We start from the raw sequence: 18,773 nt of genomic DNA on the forward strand, positions 1-18,773 counted from the left end.
TTTAGTTACAGCAAATAAAGCGCTGTTAAATTAGAAGTATTATAAATTTAACATTCTAGTGATGGCCTATAGCAAAAGCTATAGACCATATAGACTACTTAATCTTGCACCGCTGGTGAGGTAACTTGCCAACCGCCGCCAACTGCTTTGTATAAGTTAATTTTACTGGCAAGTAATGCTTGCTTACCCGTAATTAACTGCTGTTGGGCACTGTACCAAGTTCTTTGCGAATCAAGAACTTGCAAGTAACTGTCGGCACCTTTGTCGTAACGCGCTTGCGAAATATCAAAGGTTGCTTGACGACTTTGCACTAACTGCTCAAGTGCGCTTAGTTGGGCGTTATAACCTTCTCTATCTGCAAGTACGTCAGCAACTTCACGAAACGCTTGCTGAATTTTTTGCTGATAGGTGGTAAGCGCTATTTGTTGCGCCGCTTTAGCAACATCTAAATTAGCTTGGTTACGGCCCATATTAAAAATAGGCAAATTAATAGTCGGTACAAAACTCCACGTACCCGAGCCACCATCAAATAAACCACTTAAGTCGCTTGATGCAGTACCCGCATTAGCGGTTAAACTAATACTTGGGTAAAACGCAGCACGCGCAATACCAATATTTGCATTAGCCGCTAACAACTGATGCTCAGCCGCTTTAATATCAGGGCGTTGCGTGAGTAAATCAGACGGTAAACCAACCGGTACTTCTGGTAAGTCGAGTAAATGATTAAGTGATGCATTTGGCAGTAAATCACTGGCAACGCTATTACCTACTAGTAAATCAAGCGCATTTTTATCGCGTTTTAATAAACGCTTATACTTTGCTATATCAACTTTAGCTGTAGCAACCGTACTTTTAAGTTGCTCTAGGGTAATTGCTGATGCAGCACCTAAATCAAAACTTTGTTGAGTAAGTGATAACGACGACTGTTGCGACGTTAGGGTTTCCTCGGCCAGTGCTAATAACTGCTGGTCGGTTGCATAGTTAAGCCAGGCATTAGCAAGCTCAGCAATAAGCGACACTTGCATACTGTATTGGCTCAGCTGCGAAGAGTATAAGGTTTGCAGTGCTTGCGCTGACTGATTGCGCACCTTGCCCCATATATCAAGCTCATACGAGGTAATACCTACGGTAGCACTGTACTGCGAATTAATACGCGGCTCACCAGTACTCGATAAATCACCCGGCAAGCGCTGACGCGATCCAGAGCCATTTATATCAAGCGATGGAAATAATGCCGAGTCTTCTATTTGATATAAGCCACGCACGCGCTGCACATTTAATGCAGCAATTTGTAAGTCTTTATTATGCTCAAGGCTCTGTGCAATTAACGCTTGCAGTTTTTCATCATTAAAAAACTGCTGCCAATTTAGCTGCGTAGCTTGCGCTTGCTCTGCACCCGATGCATACGCATCAGGCACAGGTAAAGCTATTTCTTGTTGCTCTGGGGCAAGTTGGCACCCCGTTAATACAGCTAAAGTAAGTGCGTTTAAACCTAATGTTTTTAAGTTCATTATTCGCTCTCCTTCGTTGCTACTGCCGATTTACTTGAGAATGTTTTACGTACTAAAACAAAAAACAAAGGCACAAATAACACCACTAAGGTAGAGGCAGCTAAAGTACCACCAATAATAGAGATACCCAGCGCATTTTGTGCACCCGACCCTGCGCTCGACGCAATAGCCAAAGGTACAACACCACAAATAAAGGCCAGCGAGGTCATTAATACTGGGCGTAAACGCAGTTTAACAGCAGCTATTGCAGCATCCACTAAGCTCAGGCCTTCTTCCATTTTATGAATAGCAAATTCAACTATTAATATCGCGTTTTTAGAAGCCAAACCTATGGTGGTTAACAAACCTACTTGTAAGTAAATATCGTTTGATAAGTTACCTATTAATGCCGCCATAATCGCACCAAATATACCCAGTGGCACAATAATCATTACAGCAAATGGTACTGACCAACTTTCGTATAACGCAGCTAAACATAAAAATACAAACAACAGCGACAAGCCATACAGTAAAGGCGCTTGCCCACCACTTGAGCGTTCTTGATAAGATATACCTGACCACTCAGAGGCAATACCGTTTGGCAATTGCTTAACTAAACGCTCCATTTCATCCATAGCCTGCCCTGTACTATAGCCAGGTGCTGCACTACCTTGAATTTCCATCGCAGAAAAACCATTGTAGCGCTCTAAGCGTGGTGAGCCGTAAGACCAGTGCGAACTAGCAAATGCTGCAAACGGCACCATATCGCCATTATTATTACGCACGTACCACTTATTTAAGTCCTCTGGCACCATGCGCGAATCAGCTTCGCCTTGCATGTATACCTTTTTCACGCGGCCGCGGTCAATAAAGTCATTAACATAGCGGCTACCCCATGCGGTAGACAAAGTACTATTTATATCGGTTTGAGTAACGCCCAATGCTTCCGCTTTTGCAAGGTCAATATCAAGTTGCAGCTCTGGCATGTCTTCTTGGCCATTTGGACGCACACCCGCTAAAACAGGGCTTTTACTTGCCATACCCAATAGCATATTACGTGCATTTAATAGCTCGTCATGGCCTAAGCCTACGCGGTCTTGTAAAAACATATTAAAGCCATTAGCTGTACCAAGCTCTACAATTGCCGGTGGTGGGAAAGCAAATACAAACGCTTCTTTTATGGTTGAAAAATACCCCATCCCTTTACCTGCTACTGCATTTACCGATAAGTCGTCACGCTGGCGCTCATCCCAATGCTTTAAGCTCACAAAACCAATTGCTGAGTTTTGCCCAGAACCGGCAAAACTAAAGCCTGTTACCGTAAAGATAGAACTTACCGCTTCGGCTTGATCATTCAAATAATGGTTTTCTACTTTTTCAACTACACCTAACGTTTGCTCAATGGTAGAGCCTGCAGGCAACATTACTTGGTTAAATAATATACCTTGGTCTTCGTCTGGTAAAAAAGCAGTTGGTAAGCTTGAAAACACATATACCATACCACCCACAAGCACACCATAAATAAGTAAGTAGCGCTTTGATTGGCTGATCATACGCCCAACAATACCTTGTGCACCGCGGTTTGTTTTATCAAAACCACGGTTAAAGCCAGAGAAAAAACGTCCAATAAATGATGTTTTATCGTGTACATGGCTTGGCTTAAGTAAGGTTGCACATAATGCAGGCGTTAAAATAAGTGCCACTAATACCGACAAGCCCATTGCCGACACAATAGTAATAGAGAACTGACGGTAAATAACACCGGTAGAGCCACTAAAAAACGCCATCGGAATAAATACTGCCGACAGCACCATAGCAATACCTACCAATGCGCCTTTAATTTCGTCCATTGATTTACGTGTTGCATCTAATGCCGAGAGTTTTTCTTCAGTCATTAAACGCTCTACGTTTTCTACTACAACAATCGCATCATCAACCAACAGGCCAATGGCAAGTACCATAGCAAACATAGTTAACGTATTGATTGAATAACCAAAGGTATACAAAATTGCAAACGTACCCAGTAGTACAACAGGTACTGCAATAGTAGGAATTAACGTTGCACGAAAGTTTTGTAAAAACAAATACATTACAACAAACACAAGTATCACAGCTTCAATTAACGTGTGTACTACTTTTTCAATCGACAAAGATACAAATGGTGTGGTGTCGTAAGGAATAACAACATCTAAACCTTCAGGAAAAAACGGTTTTAAGTCCTCTAATGCTTTTTTAACGCCCTCTGCGGTATCTAGTGCGTTAGCACCACTGGCAAGCTTTATACCAATACCCGCAGCCGGATCACCATTAAAACGTGCAACTACACCATAATTTTCACCGCCCAGTTCTACTCTAGCTACATCTTTTAGACGCACTACTGAGCCATCACTATTGGTTTTAACTAAAATGTTTTCAAACTGATCAGGTGTTTGCAAACGGCTTTGTGCCGTTATTGTCGCATTTAACTGCTGCCCTGCAATCGCAGGCATACCACCGAGTTGGCCGGCAGAAACCTGCGCATTTTGTGCAGTAATTGCCGCGCCAATATCGTTTGGCGTTAACTTAAAGTTTTGTAATTTTGCTGGATCTAACCAAATACGCATAGCGTACTGCGAGCCAAATAACTGCGCTTCACCTACACCATCAACACGAGAAACAATATCTTGCACGTTTGAGGCTACATAATCACCAATATCAATATTAGTCATGCTGCCATCTTTAGACACAAAACCTAATACTAATAAAAAGTTACGCGCCGCTTTGGCTACTACAACACCTTGGCGTTGTACTTCCTCTGGTAACAACGGCGTTGCGGTTGCTAATTTGTTTTGTACTTGAACCTGAGCAATATCAGGGTCTGTATCAGCATTAAACGTTAATGTAAGCGTTGCTGAGCCACTCGACTCTGACGTTGACGACATATATAACAAGCCGTCTAGCCCTTTCATTTTTTGCTCAATAACTTGAGTTACAGAGTCTTCTAAGGTTTGCGCTGATGCACCTGGGTAATTTGCAGTAATACTAATCGCAGGCGGTGCAATAGAAGGATACTGTGCAATAGGTAAACTTTTAACTGCTAAAATACCCGCTAACATAACAATAATAGCGAGTACCCAAGCAAATATCGGTTTATCGATAAAATATCGTGACATTTAAACTCTCCGTTATTGCGCTTGAGTGGCTAAAGGTGTTGCTTCAGTGACAATCACTGGCGCGCCAGGACGAATTTTTTGTAAGCCTTCAACAATTAACTTATCACCAGCAGATAAACCTTTAGTCACTAACCAGTTCGAACCTATTGTTCTATCAACTTCTAGTACTCGGCTCTCTACTGTATTATTTTCACTTACCACCATAGCCGTTGGCTGGCCTTTGGTATTACGCGTTACACCACGCTGCGGAACCAAAACAGCATTTTCTTGAACCCCTTCAACAATAGATGCACGGGCATACATACCCGGTAAAAGTAGTTTCTCAGGGTTAGAAAATTTAGCTCGCAATGTTACCGAACCCGTACTTGGATTAACCGTTACTTCTGAAAACTGTAAGGTGCCCTTATGCGGATAAACCGAACCGTCTTCCATATAAAGCTCAACCTCGGTTTGAATATCTGCATCAACACTTAACGAGCCCGACGACAACGCTTTTTTAAGCTTGGTTAACTCATTACTCGATTGTGTTAAATCAACATAAATTGGATCAAGCTGCGTGACTGTTGCCAATGCCATTGCTTGATTAGCACTTACCAAAGCACCAACAGTCACACTCGATTTACTAATTTGACCACCAATAGGCGATGCTACATGGCTGTAATCTAAATTAATTTGTGCAGCCTGTAATTGCGCTTTCGCAGTAAGTAACTCAGCCTTTGCCTGTTTAGCAGTTGCATCTGCTTCGTCAAAGTCTTGCTGACTTACAGCTTTAATTGCCAACAACTCTTTATAACGCGCAGCTTTTGATTTACTGCTGGCAATACTCGCCTCAGCGCGGGCTACAGCTGCTTCACTTGCTGCAAGCTCAGCTTCAAAAATGGCTGGATTTATTTGATATAGCGCTTGGCCTTTTTCTACTTGCGTACCTTCTGTAAACAAACGAGATTGCACAATACCGCTAACTTGAGGACGAATTTCTGCTATTTGATATGCACTTACACGCCCTGGTAATTCTTGTTTAAGTGTAAGTGTTTGGCTTTTTATCGTAACTACACCTACTGGAGTGCCTTGAGAAGCAGTAGCTTTAGGTTGCTCAGCAGCCTGATCACAACCAGTTAAAACGACAGAACCAACGAGGGCCGAAAATACCAATAGCGCGATGCGGGAACGCTGCATATTAAATTACCTTTTAACTTGAATTTAAACTTTAGAATGAACGTTCATTCTAAATTATTTGCATGCACTTTCCAATGCTAATTAAGAATTATTTTTAACTAGATTTAATGCTGTAAACATATGTAAATTTGGTTGACTAAAGCGACTATTTGCTTACAGTCAAAACTCCCCTAGGGCATTGTGTAAAGCCCAAATAGGGCTGAATTCAGCGTGGTTGTGCTTTAAATAGTGTTTAGTGATTGGTATATACATTTAGTTGAGCTGCATAGAACGCTCAGCAGACGGTCGATCAAAATCATTTTTGGACATTTTTGAGTTACAAGTCGGCACAAAAATGACTGGTTTTAGATTCGATAAAGTATGGAATAGCTCTGAACCTGTGGCCAAGCTTTCTCGGCAACAACAATCATATAAAAGGCAGTTCTTCCATCGCGTTTGGCGCTATCTATGCCTTGGACTAGACTAAATAATCACTTCTGTTTTACTTAAAATCAGGCAACCTGAAGCTGACTTAAAAATTAACTACACTAGTTCTTTTATTTTTCTAAGGTGCTGCAAGTAAATTGGAATTTTCACAGAGCCTTCGCTCCAATACTGCTGAGATTTTGATATTTTGCCAGCAAGCTCAGAAGTTAGGTATTTATAGTTTTCTACTAGCCTATCGCTGCCGATAGGAGAGCTTTTCTCTGATGCTAGCTTCTCTGCATATGCTTGAATGTGCTGACGCATCTCAAATTTAGATGTTTCTGGAGCTTCTTCTTCAATGTTACAAAAATCCAGAAATTCACTAATTTCGGTTTCAGTCTCATTGCAAAGCGCTAGTATTCCTTCGAGATCAGCAACACAACAGAAGTGTACGTTTTTCAGAGGTATCTTGCCAGCAACTGCTTCATCTATCCTTTGTCTATACTCACCCCCTATATAAGAGGCGAGTTTAACACCATTACCAAGGTAGAAGTCTTGGTGAGTCACTATGAGAGCATATCTGTTATCAAAATCAGCAAGATCACCAAAACCAACGCCCTTTAACTTATCTGCACATTCAGCAGCTTGTTTAATACCTTTCAGATGAGTATCTCTTAACTTGTCCTTAATAATGTTGCGCTGGTCAGTCACAAGAATTTTTTGGTTGGGTTCTACGCCCTTTGCATCAATAAATATCGAAGTTCCGTTCCGTTGATGTAAGAAGTCGACAACCTTACCTTGAATTTTGTTGTCTCTGTAAACTTCCATCAGTTGCTCTTCTCTTGTCGTCTCAAAATTATATGCATCAAAAACATATGCTAAATAATTTTCAAACTCTTTAGTAAATTTGTCTCTAAAACCACTCGAATCAGCAGTCTTAAGAGTTCTGAGAACAAACTCGCTCAACCCGATACTTGCAATATATGGATGAGCGGTTGATATACCCTCAGGTAGAATGAGTATTGGTTTCTCAAGCAATAGTGGTTCAGAAAAATACTCTTCCGCTCGTACATCTCCATCGCCTCTAGTTTTTCTCCTTCGGTGTTTAATCAATTTTTGCAACTGTTCAAAGTTAGCTCCAACTAAGCTGAGGTATTGTTTAATCACGGCTACTGGATATGCTGGTGATAGTTTGGGTAAGAACTCTTCGTACTTAATGATTGGCTTTTTAGACGAGTAAAATACAGAAAAGAAAAACACCGACAAAACATAAAAGCATTCCAAATCAATATCAGTCTGAGCTTTGAAATTATCTCGAAAAGATCGACTTGCACCTTCATTGCACATTATTGAGAACAACCTTACCAAGAAATAGTTGTGTACTATCTGGTTCGTTTGAAATCTAAGTTGTGTTAGTAAGAACGCCCTTAGAGACAACCAAACATTATCTTCATCGGCAAATTTTAAAGCTTTTCCTTGTAGTGCCCAAATTTTGTTCAATATATTCCAAACATCTTTTTCATTCGCAGGAATAGCGCCTTTAATGGGTTCTAGTTCTAATGTCCACTCAAGCATTAGGCTGACAATCCAAGGACGACCTATTGCTTGAGGTTCATCAGGATATACGGTATGTAGTCGAGTAAGTAAATGTTGTACTACAGATTCTTTTGTGTAGCGTGTTATCGAGTTTCTTATCTTATGGGCATCTCTACTAAATGACATCAAGTAATCCCACTAGCAACAATGCAAAAACGGTTAAACAAGTTATGAGCGACCAGGTGATTTGATGAGCAGCTTCTTTCATGAGCACGGATTTCTCCTTGTAGTTTCATTACGATCGAGGTTTGATAAGATCTTAATATCTAGACTGTGTAGTATTACTAATATTTAGTCAATCTGGTTTTGTTTGAATTAGCCTACAGTCACACTGCCAAAACATTTTGGGGCACAATATTCGTAAGTAAAGAGCACATAACCTCAACAATTCAAAGTATAGATTATTAAGGTTCAAAGACTATATTTGGCACTTTTCAAGTATTCGACAATATAAAATGCTGATAATAATAATTGGTAAGATATTTTACTGTGTCGGATGGCGCTTCGCTTATCCGACCTACATTCGGTACTTTTTAGGTAATCGATAATACAAAACGCTAATGTTAATTGAGGCTGCCTTTTTTCGTTGGGCTTCTCTGCGCTCAAACCAACCTAAGTAAAAACACCTTAAAATAATAAAATAAGGTGTTTTTACTTTGTGATTTTGACTGTTTACTTGCTACTTTTTACTTGCTAATAGCGAGCTAACTTAGTTTGTACTTAGCTTTGCGATGGCTCGGGCGTGGGTACTATTTTTGATACCAGTAACTGCTCAACCCGAATGCCTTCAACATCGACCACTTCAAATTTAAAGCCGGCGTATTGAATATACTCTGCACGTTTTGGAATACGCTTCATGGTATAAATTAAATATCCGGCCACGGTTTCGTAATGACTTTGATGAGGAAACTCATCAATATCAAGTACTTTAGCCAGCTCAACTATGGGGGTTAAACCATCAACTAACCAGGAGTTTTGGTCGCGCTCAACAATTAACTCATCATCGCTGTGAGTAATTAAGTCGCCCATAAAGCCTTTCATTAAATCTTTTACTGTTACTATGCCTACCACTAATGCGTATTCGTTAACTACCACAGCAAAAGGCTGTACAGCTGTTTTAAACGCATTTAATGCCTCTGATAAACTGAGGGTTTCGGGCAGATAAAAAATATCTTTTTCGAGCATTTCGCTATTAATATTCGCTGCATCGCCTTTAAGTACTTGGCGTAAAATATCTTTTGATTCTACAGAGCCGATTAACTTATCTAAATTATCGTTACACACTAAAAAGTGATTATGTGGATGCTCTATTATTTTGTTAGCAATATCATGGCTCGACTCATTAATATCAAAATAAACTATTTGGTCGCGCGGCGACATCACACTCGATATAAAGCGCGCTTCTAGGTCAAATACGTTACCGATTAAATCGTATTCTTGTTGCTGTAGGCTACCGTATTCTGCACCTGCATCCATCATGGCAACAATATCTTCTGTGGTTACAATATCTTCGCGCTCGCTTGGTACTTTAAAAATACGCAAAATAATATTTGTTAAACCATTAAAAAATAATACCAAGGGCGTTAAGGCATAGGTAACCCAGCGCATTATTGTTACCACGCGCACAGCAACGGCCTCTGGCAAAATCATTGCCAAACGTTTAGGTAGTAAATCTGCAAATAAAATAAACAGTGAAGTAATGGTTAAAAACGACAGTAAAAAACTAATTTGTGCCAGTAATGGGCCTTGATAAAAAAACTGCAAAACATTTTGCACATAAGGCGAAAGTGCTTGCTCACCCACAATGCCGCCTAATATAGCAATAGCATTAAGGGTTATTTGGATCATGGCAAAAAATGCCCCAGGTTGTTCTTGTAGCTTTAATACTGCAGCTGCTTGAACATTGCCCTCATCAGCCATTACTCTTAATTTTATTTTACGCGATGCTGCAATCGCAATTTCCGACATTGCAAACAACGCACTGATCAAGATTAATAAGCCAATCCCGACTAAATCACCCATTTATAGCTCCAATAGAATACGCTTTTATAGCAAAAGCAGCTGGATTATAGTCGCTTTTTTAAACGGGGCAATTTAAATTTAATATTTATTAAAAGGCTTTTATTATCAATACAATAAGCAGGCCTTTCGACCTGCTTTAAGATTACTTGTTCATCGCACTAATCAAAAACGCCGAAATTTTAGCGCCTTCTCGTAAGGTGGTTTCTGAACTTGACTGCCCTACTAGCGAGCTGTCGGTAAAAGGCGCAATTTCCATCATATCGGCACCGGTGATCGGAAATTCATCGGCTATGGCTGATAAAATATCCAGTGCGTGCTGCGGCGTTAAGCCGTTTGCCTCTGGTGTGCCTGTTGCAGAGGCATATTTTTCATCAAGGGCGTCAATATCAAAGCTAACATACACTTCGTCAACGTTGTCGGCTTTAAGCTGGGCAATGGCATCTGCGGCAACGGCTGCTGCACCGCGCTCTATAATTTCATGCGCCCAATGTTGTTTAACACCAAAGGTGCTTTCCCAATGCTCTTTCGGTTTACCACTTGAACGAATACCAAATTGAATTAAATGATGTGGCGCAGGTAAAAACTCTAAAATATGCGTACACCAAGAGCCAAAACATAAATCAATGCCTAAGCGCTCAACCAATAAGTCGGTATGGGCATCAAAATGAATAATTGCGGTACGCTTGCCTTGTGCGCGCTTAGCTTTTAAATACGCTTTTGTTAATGGGTAACTAATTGAATGATCGCCGCCAATACCAAAAATGCCTTTATTTTCAAATGTTGCATAAAAGCTGTCGCACACATCTTCAGTGATCGACAGTGGGCTAACGTAATAGTCGTTATTTTCGTTGCCGTATAATGCTTTTTGGCAATTGGTTATAGTGGCTTTGTTTAAGTATTTATCATGTAATAAATGAGGAATAACGCGTACGTCGCCTAAATCGAATGAGCGGCACTGAGGTTGCTGATCAAGTAATGCTGAGCGTAAAAATAACGGCCCCCAGTTTGCGCCACGTAAAATACCGCCGCCACAATCTGAGCTAATACCTAGCATTACCGCTTTATGCGGCGAATTGGGTAACTCGTTAAGCGACTCACGCCATAATGGGCCAATGTTTTCGGTTTGCCCATAAAGCTTATTTCTTAATGCAGCTTTGCGCTCTTTTGCAGTGTTAACTGTATATACACCATCACCTGGTGCGCACAAACAATGCTCAATTTTGCTTTTAAATTCCTGAAATTCGGTGCTCATGGTAAACCCTTATAAATCTATATGTTTTGCGTGGTACTGATTAGTTATGCAAAATTGCTAATATTTAAATACTAACAATAACATTAGTACTGCTTGCTAAAAGCAAACTAACGTTAAATTAGCCTTGCTTCACTAATGTATATACCATCCAAAAAATAACAACTAACCATATGAATAAAAACAACTTAGTGTAAATGTGCCTGTTGTTTATGATAATTTACTCATTACTTTAGACGATCAATATAATGTCTGCCTATACAAGTCAACCGCCTCATTTTACGGGTAATTTTAATATATGCTTGAATATTCAATGTGGGTGAATAAATCAAAACAAATCAACACGGACATACGTCCTGTACTAAACAAACAATTATAGTAATGATGCTAAATTGATAGTAATTTTATAAAGGCTTAGTTATGGAAAAGGTATTTCACTTAGGGTTATGTATTGACGATCTTAAAGGTGCAAAACTGGCTATTGTTCCGGGCGATCCGGATCGTGCTGCACGTATTTCGCAATTTTTAGATAACCCAACTTGCCTGGCTAAAACGCGTGAATTTCATGTTTATTTAGGTGAGCTTAATGGCCATTCTGTGGTTATATGCTCTACCGGTATTGGCGGTCCATCGACGTCGATTGCCGTTGAAGAATTAGCCCAACTTGGCGTGCACAGCTTTTTGCGTATTGGTACTACTGGCGCAATTCAACCACACATTAACGAAGGCGATATTTTAATTAGCCAAGCCTCTGTGCGTTTAGATGGTGCAAGCCAGCATTTTGCGCCGCTTAGCTACCCTGCGGTATCTGACTTTTTTGCTACCCAAGCTATGGTTAAAGCCTGTGAAAACCTTAATATCGATTTTCATATTGGTATTACTGCATCAAGCGACACATTTTACCCAGGGCAAGAGCGTTACGATACGCACTCTGGTTATGTACCAAAGTCGTTACAAGGCAGCTGTGAAGAGTGGCAAAAATTGGGTGTGATGAACTACGAAATGGAATCGGCAACCTTATTTACTATGTGTGCGGCACTTGGTTTACAAGCAGCGTGCGTAGCCGGTGTATTAGTTAATCGTACTCGCCAAGAAATTCCTAATGTTGACCACGGCGAAATTGAAAGAAAATCAGTTGCGGTAGTATTAGAAGCCGCTAAAGTACTGCTCGCTAAGTAACAGTACTTTTTAGTGTGTCAGTTTGCCAAGTTACTCACTTAATGGCGCACTAATTAGCTCAAGTGGTGGCAAGTTTACAAAGCTTGCTAGCACTGCTTGAGCCACTCCTGCTTGGTTTTCATGACCAGCGGTTTCTAACAGTGTTATTCCCTTTACGGTATGTTGATCAAAACTCAAACCGGCTAAAAACAACTGACTTAATGCACTTTGCAATGGCGATAAGCTAGGGCTGTATGCAGCGTTTTCTGCGTAACTGCCATAAAAGTCACCGTTGTTAAACGTAGTGATTTTTACTGCGCTGTAGTTTTGGCTATACGGTACATAAGCTGCTAACGCATAGGCTGCCAGCTGTTGCTCTACTTCTGTATTGTTAAATGAGCGAGCCTGCGGGGCTGGATTAAATAAGCTGTACTGATTGCCTAAATCGGTGGGGCCAAACGAATGCGGTAACAAGTCTGCAAGTTTAAATTGCTGCTCGGGCAGTAAAATATCAAATTCACGCGCATCAGCTAATTCGTTCATAAATTGGCGGCAATAACCACAAGGTGCGTCACTAATCGCTATTTTTAGTATTTTTTTCGCGCCATTTAACCAAGCATTATTAATTGCAGACTGCTCTGCGTGCACCACTAAACTAAGTGCTTGGCGGTTAAACTCGGCATTAGCACCAAAGTAAAAATTAACCTCGCCGCTTTCATCAAGTGCTTTAACGATTGCACCCACATGAAAGTTCGATACGGGTGCTACCGCAAACTCAGACGCTAAAGGCACTAAACCTTGTAATAAGGCGTCGTTTGTTACATTAAGTTGCGCGCATAGTTGGTTAATATTATTTGCGTTTAAAATACCGCGCTGGGTTTTTAATTGGCTACGTAAAGCCTGTGTTTGCGCTACGCTTAAAGAGATGTGGGTATTACTAAGTGCGGTGTTTGCTTGTACTAAAAAGGTTGCAGAAGCCATAATATAATTTTTGTTATTCAATGGCTAAGTAGTTTAAAAGGTTAGCGCATAAAATGCCAGCGCATATGCACAAAATAAGGGGTTACGGCGCTGCGCAACCCCCTTGTTTTTATTTAGCTATTAACCAGTATTGCGCATACCTGCTGCTATGCCGGTCATGGTGATCATTAACGCGTTATCTATATCGCCTTCACTGCCGTTGTCGCTTGAGCGCGCACGGCGAAGTAACTCTACCTGCAACACATTAAGCGGATCGGTATAAGGGTTACGCAGCGCAATTGACTCTTTGATCCATGGCTGATCGGCCAATAAGCTTTTTTGCGGGCTAAGCGACTGTACTAAACTAATCGCTTCAGCGAGCTCTTTACGCAAGGTAACACCAAGTGGTTTGTACATATCTTCCACCAGCGCATTATCGTAATGCTCACTTAACCAGCTGTCGGCCTTACTAAATACCATTTCGAGCATTTCTAGGCGCGATCTAAAAAATGGCCATTGTAAGCTCATTTCTTGCAAGGTTTCAACGCCGTATTTTGCCAATGCCGCTTGTAATCCTGTTAATGCGCCTAACCACGCAGGTAACATTAAACGATTTTGGCTCCATGCAAAAATCCATGGTATTGCCCGCAAACTTTCGACCCCACCTGTAGGGTTGCGTTTTGCAGGACGCGAGCCAAGCGGCAGTTTAGAAAGCTCAAGCTCTGGGGTTGCCATTCTAAAGTAAGGTACAAAGTTTTCATCGTGGCGTACCACGTTACGATAATGCTCGCACGACTCTTCGCTGATCAAAGCCATTACTTCGCGCCATTGTGGTTTAGGCTCTGGCGGTGGTAATAAATTACTTTGCAGTACAGCGCCGGCGTAAATATTTAAGCTTTGTAGCGCAACATCGGGTAAACCAAATTTAAAGCGGATCATCTCGCCTTGCTCAGTTACTCGCAAACCACCTTTTAATGACCCCGGTGGTTGTGAATGTAGGGCTTGTGCAGCGGGTGCGCCACCTCGCCCTACCGTACCGCCACGGCCATGAAATAACACCAGCTCTATGCCGCGTTTGTCGGCTAATTGTACTAGCTTATCCATTGCTTCGTACTGCGCCCAACCAGCTGCCATCATACCGGCATCTTTTGCTGAGTCTGAGTAACCTATCATAACGTTTTGGGTGTTGTTAATTTGGCCTCTGTACCAGTCATTATCCAACAAAGTAGTAATAACATTGTGGCCATCATTTAAATCATCTAAGGTTTCAAATAACGGCGCAACCGGTAATTTAAAGCTACAACCACTTTCTTTTAACAGCAATTGTACCGCTAAAATATCGGAGGCTGTGCGCGCCATCGAAATAATATATAAGCCAAATGTTTGCTCGTCTTGCTGTGCAATCACGTCAAAGGTGTCGAGTACTTCTTGCACCTCTGGGCTTGGCTGCCAACGCTTAGGTATTAGCGGCCTGCGAGAGTTAAGCTCAGTGAGTAAAAAGGCTTGTTTGTCTTGCTCTTGCCATTGGTTGTAATCGCCTAAACCTAAGTAACGCGTAAGCTCTGAAAACACATCACCATGGCGCGATGAATCTTGGCGTACATCTAATTTAGCTAACCGCAAACCAAAACTATTAATACGATGTAATACATCCAGTAATAGGCCATCAGCAACTACTTTCATATTGCATTTTAATAGCGAGCGATAGCACACCTCAATTGGATGTTTTATTTGGTTTATATCGGTAATTAAGTCTTGGGCTTCGCTGCGCTGATTTTTTATTTTTGCCCCTAAATGCATTACGGTTTCTAACACTTGGTTTTTAAGTGTTTTAATCACGCAGCGATAAGGTTCAAATTCTTGCCCCGCAAGGGCTATTAGCTCATCACTGGCATCAGACATCGACAGCTCTGTACTTAGCGTTTCTAGATCGCGGCCATATAAGTCCAGTGCCATCCAACGACCATGATCAAGCACCTCTTTGGTTACTTGTGCGGTTACATAAGGGTTGCCGTCACGATCTCCGCCCATCCACGAGGTAAACTCTATTGGGCTGTAGTTTATTGGTAACTCTAAGCTTAAATGCTCTTTTACATGCTGGCTAAACTCACGTAAAAAACGCGGCACTGCATGCCACAAGCTATTTTCAATCACCGCGTAGCCCCATTTTGCTTCATCAACAGGGGTGGGTCGCGAGCGACGAATATCGTCGGTGTGCCATGCTTGGCTAATTAACTGCGCAATACGGTTTAAAATAGCCTCGCGCTCTTGTGCTAAGTTATCAGTTCGCTCCAATGAAGCTAAGCAATCACTTAACTCAACGTGCTTATTAATAATTGTGCGGCGTGTTACTTCTGTAGGGTGCGCGGTTAGCACCAAGTTTATGTGGAGTTTTGAGAGTGTGTCGGCCAAATGATTGTGATTAAGTTGGCCATTATTTGCTTTTGTTGCTAACGTTTTTAATGTTTGAGTGAGAGGATTTAGCTGGCAAAAACCAACATCATTAAAACGCGAAACGGTATGAAACTGCTCGGCAACATTGGCAAGGTTTAAAAAATGATTAAATGAACGGGCAACCGGTAACAGCTCTTCATCGCTGAGCGCATGTAATACTTTTATTAGTGTTTTACGGTCGTTTTCGTTGCCACTGCGAGATGACTTTGATAAAGCCCTTATTTCTTCTACTTTATCTAAAATTGCTTGGCCTTGGGCATCTTTAATTGTTTGCCCTAATAATTGGCCTAGTAAATTTACATTGCCTCGCAAGGCGGCATATTGTTCACTCATTTCTCAGTCTCCTTTGTTTCATGGAGCACTATTAATATCACTATGCGCGGTTATTTAATAGATCCATTTGCAATGGTGTGTCGTAAAAAAGCATATGTAAAATAATTACAAAGCAATAACATGATCATTTTTTACGATGCTAACTGCCCATTGTGTAACGCCGAAATGCAACATTTAAAGCGTGCTGACATTAATAATAAAATAATATTAGAGGACCTTAATGCCACTGACTTTAATACGCGTTTTCCTAATGTAGATAAAAGTATAGCTATGGCGTTATTACACGCAAGAATGCCATCTGGAATAATGATCTATGGCCTTGATGTAACCTACCAAGCATGGAAAACTGTAGGTAAATATCCTTGGTTGAAGATTATTCGCTTGCCCATAATTCGATTTTTTGCTGATTGCACATACACTTTTTTTGCTAAGTATCGCCAGCCTATAAGTCGTTTTTTAATGCCAAACTCACAGTGTAAAAATAATCAATGTAAAACCAAAAGCGCAGGTGATAAATGAAAACAATTGTTTTATTTGGCGCAAGTAGTGCAATTGCACAAGCTTATATAGCGCATTTAAATAACCAAGTAACCCAGTACCATATTGTTTGCGTAAGCGCAGCCGCGCACAAGGCGCAGTACAATAACCTAAATAATATAACGCAACTGCAAAGCGATTATTCAAAGCAAAGCTTAAACAATGTTACCGCTACACTACAAAACCAGCAGGCTGATTTACATCAGGTAATTATTTTTAATGGCCTTTTACATAATCAGCAACACATGCCAGAAAAAAAGCTAGAGGACATTAACAGCGATTATTTTAATCAACTATTGCAAGTTAATGCGCTTACCCCCCTGCTATGCCTGCAAAGTGTATTACCATTATTAACACCTAAAACCCACTGCACTATTACCGCATTAAGCGCCCGGGTTGGCAGCATAAACGACAATAAACTTGGCGGCTGGTATACCTATCGTGCATCAAAAGCGGCGCTTAATATGTTATTTAAAACTGCCGCCGTGGAGCTGGCAAGGCGCGCTAAAAACACTAAGCTCATTTTATTTCATCCCGGTACTACCGACACTGAGCTGTCTAAGCCTTTTCAAAAAAATGTACCGCCAAACAAGCTTTTTACTGCTGCGTTTGTAGCGCAGCAATTATTTGAACTGACTAACAACAACCCTAATTTAGAACTTAACGGTGAACCCGCCTACCTAGATTGGCAAGGCATCACTATTTCATGGTAGGTATTTCATGGTAAGTATTTCATGGGAGGTATTCCATGGTAAGTATTTCATAGTAAGGATTTTTTAATGCATTTTACTAAAGCGCGCATTGCAGCACTTGAAAAACACACGCGTACCCACTTTATAAACTCGTTGTCGGGCTTTAAAAGCGCTAACCTAATTGGCACTCAAGACAGCCAAGCCAATACTAACTTATCGATTGTTAGCTCTGTTATTCATTTAGGTGCGCACCCGCCATTAATTGGTATGATAATGCGCCCCCATAGCGTACCCCGTCACACTTTCGAAAATATTTTAGCAACCGGTGTTTATACTATTAATCATGTTAATAGTGCTATTTATCAGCAAGCACATCAAACCTCGGCTCGTTATGATAAAAACGAATCAGAGTTTGCTGCCACCGGTTTAACCCCTGAGTATTTAAATGAATTTAGTGCCCCATTTGTACAACAAAGCCGCTTAAAATATGCGGTAAAATACATTGAACATCAGCATTTAGCAGTCAATGGTACTGAGCTTGTGATTGGCGAAATAATGGACGTATATTTAGACGAAGCAGCACTACAAAGCGATGGCTTTTTAGACTTACAGGCCATAGATACGGTAGCTATAAGCGGGCTCGACAGCTACCACAGCACTAACAAACTAATGCGCCTGCCTTATGCTAAAAAGTAATCAGGCTGCGCATACATTATTTGCAGCTTTTAATACACTGTAGAGTAATCATGATTGATAAACCGCAATTAATCCCAATATACTCACTATATTCGCTTTACCGCTTTGCCCTAAGGGAAAATAATGAAAACGCTTAAAATTGATATTGTGTCGGATGTAATGTGCCCATGGTGCATTATTGGTTATAAAAATCTTGAAAAAGCACTCAGTGAATTACACGGTGAAATAAACGCAGAAATTAGCTGGAAACCGTTTGAGCTTAACCCAAATATGCCGCCTGAAGGCCAAGACTTAAATGAACATTTAACGCAAAAGTACGGCTTAACACCAGAGCAAAGCAAAGATAACCGCCAACGTTTAATAGACGCCGGAAAAGATGCCGACTTCACGTTTAACTTTGACGATAAGCGAATGATAATAAACAGCTTTGATTGCCACCGTTTATTAGCATGGGCTGCCACTTTAAATAAGCAAACCGAGCTAAAACTGGCTTTATTTAAAGCCCATTTTTCTGACTTAGTGAATTTAAACGAGCAATCCGCTTTGCTTGATATTGTTGCAAGTGTTGGCCTTGATACAGACCGTGCTCAAGAAATTTTAGCCGGTGGTGAGTTTTTTCAAGAAGTACGCAGCCAGCAAAGTGACATACAGCAAATGGGTATTACCACAGTGCCTACTTTTATCATAAATGAGCAATACGCCCTTACCGGCGGACAACCTAGCGCTGCATTTGTGCAAGCCTTTAAGCAAATAACTGAAGAAGAAGCACAGCAAAACGCTGAGTAATTAAACTCTGAATTAAAGAATTTAAAAAGGCTGCAATGTGCAGCCTTTTCTTTTAATTTAATTTAAT

13 protein-coding genes are annotated in these 18,773 nt (G+C 40.9%); 5 read left to right on the forward strand and 8 right to left on the reverse strand.

All coding sequences use genetic code 11. The features are described 5' to 3' along the window. Window positions 1–98: 98 nt before the first annotated feature. The 6 genes from I6F41_RS01520 to I6F41_RS01545 form a co-directional block, all read right to left on the reverse strand. Window positions 99–1,511 (reverse strand): efflux transporter outer membrane subunit, encoded by a 1,413-nt coding sequence (locus I6F41_RS01520; protein WP_197107608.1) that lies wholly within the window; start codon window positions 1,509–1,511, stop codon window positions 99–101. Next, window positions 1,511–4,642: an efflux RND transporter permease subunit gene (locus tag I6F41_RS01525; protein WP_182683665.1), complete on the reverse strand. Its 3,132-nt coding sequence runs from the start codon at window positions 4,640–4,642 to the stop codon at window positions 1,511–1,513. The genes I6F41_RS01520 and I6F41_RS01525 overlap by 1 nt, the downstream gene beginning before the upstream one ends. A gap of 12 nt (window positions 4,643–4,654) precedes the next feature. Next, window positions 4,655–5,818 carry an efflux RND transporter periplasmic adaptor subunit gene (locus tag I6F41_RS01530; RefSeq protein ID WP_179807154.1) on the reverse strand — a complete coding sequence of 388 codons (1,164 nt, stop codon included), beginning with the start codon at window positions 5,816–5,818 and terminating at the stop codon, window positions 4,655–4,657. A gap of 522 nt (window positions 5,819–6,340) precedes the next feature. After that, window positions 6,341–7,945 carry a GapS1 family protein gene (gene gapS1, locus I6F41_RS01535; protein ID WP_197107609.1) on the reverse strand — a complete coding sequence of 535 codons (1,605 nt, stop codon included), beginning with the start codon at window positions 7,943–7,945 and terminating at the stop codon, window positions 6,341–6,343. Window positions 7,946–8,539: 594 nt separating this feature from the next. Beyond that, a complete protein-coding gene (locus tag I6F41_RS01540; protein ID WP_197107611.1) occupies window positions 8,540–9,841 on the reverse strand; it encodes a hemolysin family protein in 1,302 nt (433 codons plus the stop codon). A 142-nt stretch (window positions 9,842–9,983) separates the two neighbouring features. Then, the gene (locus I6F41_RS01545; protein ID WP_179807156.1) at window positions 9,984–11,093 is read right to left on the reverse strand and encodes an arginase family protein; all 1,110 of its coding nucleotides are present in this window, start codon (window positions 11,091–11,093) and stop codon (window positions 9,984–9,986) included. A gap of 417 nt (window positions 11,094–11,510) precedes the next feature. Between I6F41_RS01545 and udp the strand changes: the two genes are divergently transcribed. Continuing rightward, window positions 11,511–12,269, forward strand: a complete 759-nt coding sequence (gene udp / locus I6F41_RS01550) for a uridine phosphorylase (protein ID WP_011329945.1) — start codon at window positions 11,511–11,513, stop codon at window positions 12,267–12,269. Window positions 12,270–12,299: 30 nt separating this feature from the next. Here the strand turns inward: udp and cdd are convergent, their stop codons facing one another. Both cdd and ppc read right to left on the reverse strand, forming a co-directional pair. Further along, window positions 12,300–13,229 carry a cytidine deaminase gene (cdd, locus tag I6F41_RS01555; RefSeq protein ID WP_011329944.1) on the reverse strand — a complete coding sequence of 310 codons (930 nt, stop codon included), beginning with the start codon at window positions 13,227–13,229 and terminating at the stop codon, window positions 12,300–12,302. Between the two features lie 120 nt (window positions 13,230–13,349). Continuing rightward, window positions 13,350–15,995: a phosphoenolpyruvate carboxylase gene (gene ppc / locus I6F41_RS01560; protein WP_182677989.1), complete on the reverse strand. Its 2,646-nt coding sequence runs from the start codon at window positions 15,993–15,995 to the stop codon at window positions 13,350–13,352. Window positions 15,996–16,115: 120 nt separating this feature from the next. Here ppc and I6F41_RS01565 point away from each other — a divergent pair, with 120 nt between their 5' ends. From I6F41_RS01565 to I6F41_RS01580, 4 genes are all read left to right on the forward strand, one after another. Then, on the forward strand, window positions 16,116–16,514 hold the full coding sequence (locus I6F41_RS01565; protein ID WP_182677991.1) for a thiol-disulfide oxidoreductase DCC family protein: 399 nt from the start codon (window positions 16,116–16,118) through the stop codon (window positions 16,512–16,514). Beyond that, window positions 16,511–17,245: an SDR family oxidoreductase gene (locus I6F41_RS01570; protein WP_197107612.1), complete on the forward strand. Its 735-nt coding sequence runs from the start codon at window positions 16,511–16,513 to the stop codon at window positions 17,243–17,245. Before I6F41_RS01565 ends, I6F41_RS01570 begins: the two co-directional genes overlap by 4 nt. Before the next feature lie 66 nt (window positions 17,246–17,311). Beyond that, window positions 17,312–17,920, forward strand: a complete 609-nt coding sequence (locus I6F41_RS01575; protein WP_197107613.1) for a flavin reductase family protein — start codon at window positions 17,312–17,314, stop codon at window positions 17,918–17,920. Between the two features lie 123 nt (window positions 17,921–18,043). Further along, entirely contained in the window at window positions 18,044–18,706 is a 663-nt protein-coding gene (locus tag I6F41_RS01580) for a DsbA family oxidoreductase (protein WP_011329938.1), read from the forward strand. Window positions 18,707–18,773: the final 67 nt, after the last annotated feature.

Source organism: Pseudoalteromonas sp. SCQQ13 (assembly GCF_015864415.1).
Lineage (GTDB): Bacteria > Pseudomonadota > Gammaproteobacteria > Enterobacterales > Alteromonadaceae > Pseudoalteromonas > Pseudoalteromonas nigrifaciens.

Excerpts from the sequence above, each read along its gene's own strand:
- I6F41_RS01575 (WP_197107613.1), top strand. The coding sequence starts at position 17,312 with ATGCATTTTACTAAAGCGCGCATTGCAGCACTTGAAAAACACACGCGT.
- I6F41_RS01520 (WP_197107608.1), bottom strand. The coding sequence starts at position 1,511 with ATGAACTTAAAAACATTAGGTTTAAACGCACTTACTTTAGCTGTATTA.
- I6F41_RS01580 (WP_011329938.1), top strand. The coding sequence starts at position 18,044 with ATGAAAACGCTTAAAATTGATATTGTGTCGGATGTAATGTGCCCATGG.
- I6F41_RS01570 (WP_197107612.1), top strand. The coding sequence starts at position 16,511 with ATGAAAACAATTGTTTTATTTGGCGCAAGTAGTGCAATTGCACAAGCT.
- I6F41_RS01540 (WP_197107611.1), bottom strand. The coding sequence starts at position 9,841 with ATGGGTGATTTAGTCGGGATTGGCTTATTAATCTTGATCAGTGCGTTG.
- I6F41_RS01565 (WP_182677991.1), top strand. The coding sequence starts at position 16,116 with ATGATCATTTTTTACGATGCTAACTGCCCATTGTGTAACGCCGAAATG.
- cdd (WP_011329944.1), bottom strand. The coding sequence starts at position 13,229 with ATGGCTTCTGCAACCTTTTTAGTACAAGCAAACACCGCACTTAGTAAT.
- I6F41_RS01530 (WP_179807154.1), bottom strand. The coding sequence starts at position 5,818 with ATGCAGCGTTCCCGCATCGCGCTATTGGTATTTTCGGCCCTCGTTGGT.
- udp (WP_011329945.1), top strand. The coding sequence starts at position 11,511 with ATGGAAAAGGTATTTCACTTAGGGTTATGTATTGACGATCTTAAAGGT.
- I6F41_RS01545 (WP_179807156.1), bottom strand. The coding sequence starts at position 11,093 with ATGAGCACCGAATTTCAGGAATTTAAAAGCAAAATTGAGCATTGTTTG.
- I6F41_RS01525 (WP_182683665.1), bottom strand. The coding sequence starts at position 4,642 with ATGTCACGATATTTTATCGATAAACCGATATTTGCTTGGGTACTCGCT.
- gapS1 (WP_197107609.1), bottom strand. The coding sequence starts at position 7,945 with ATGTCATTTAGTAGAGATGCCCATAAGATAAGAAACTCGATAACACGC.
- ppc (WP_182677989.1), bottom strand. The coding sequence starts at position 15,995 with ATGAGTGAACAATATGCCGCCTTGCGAGGCAATGTAAATTTACTAGGC.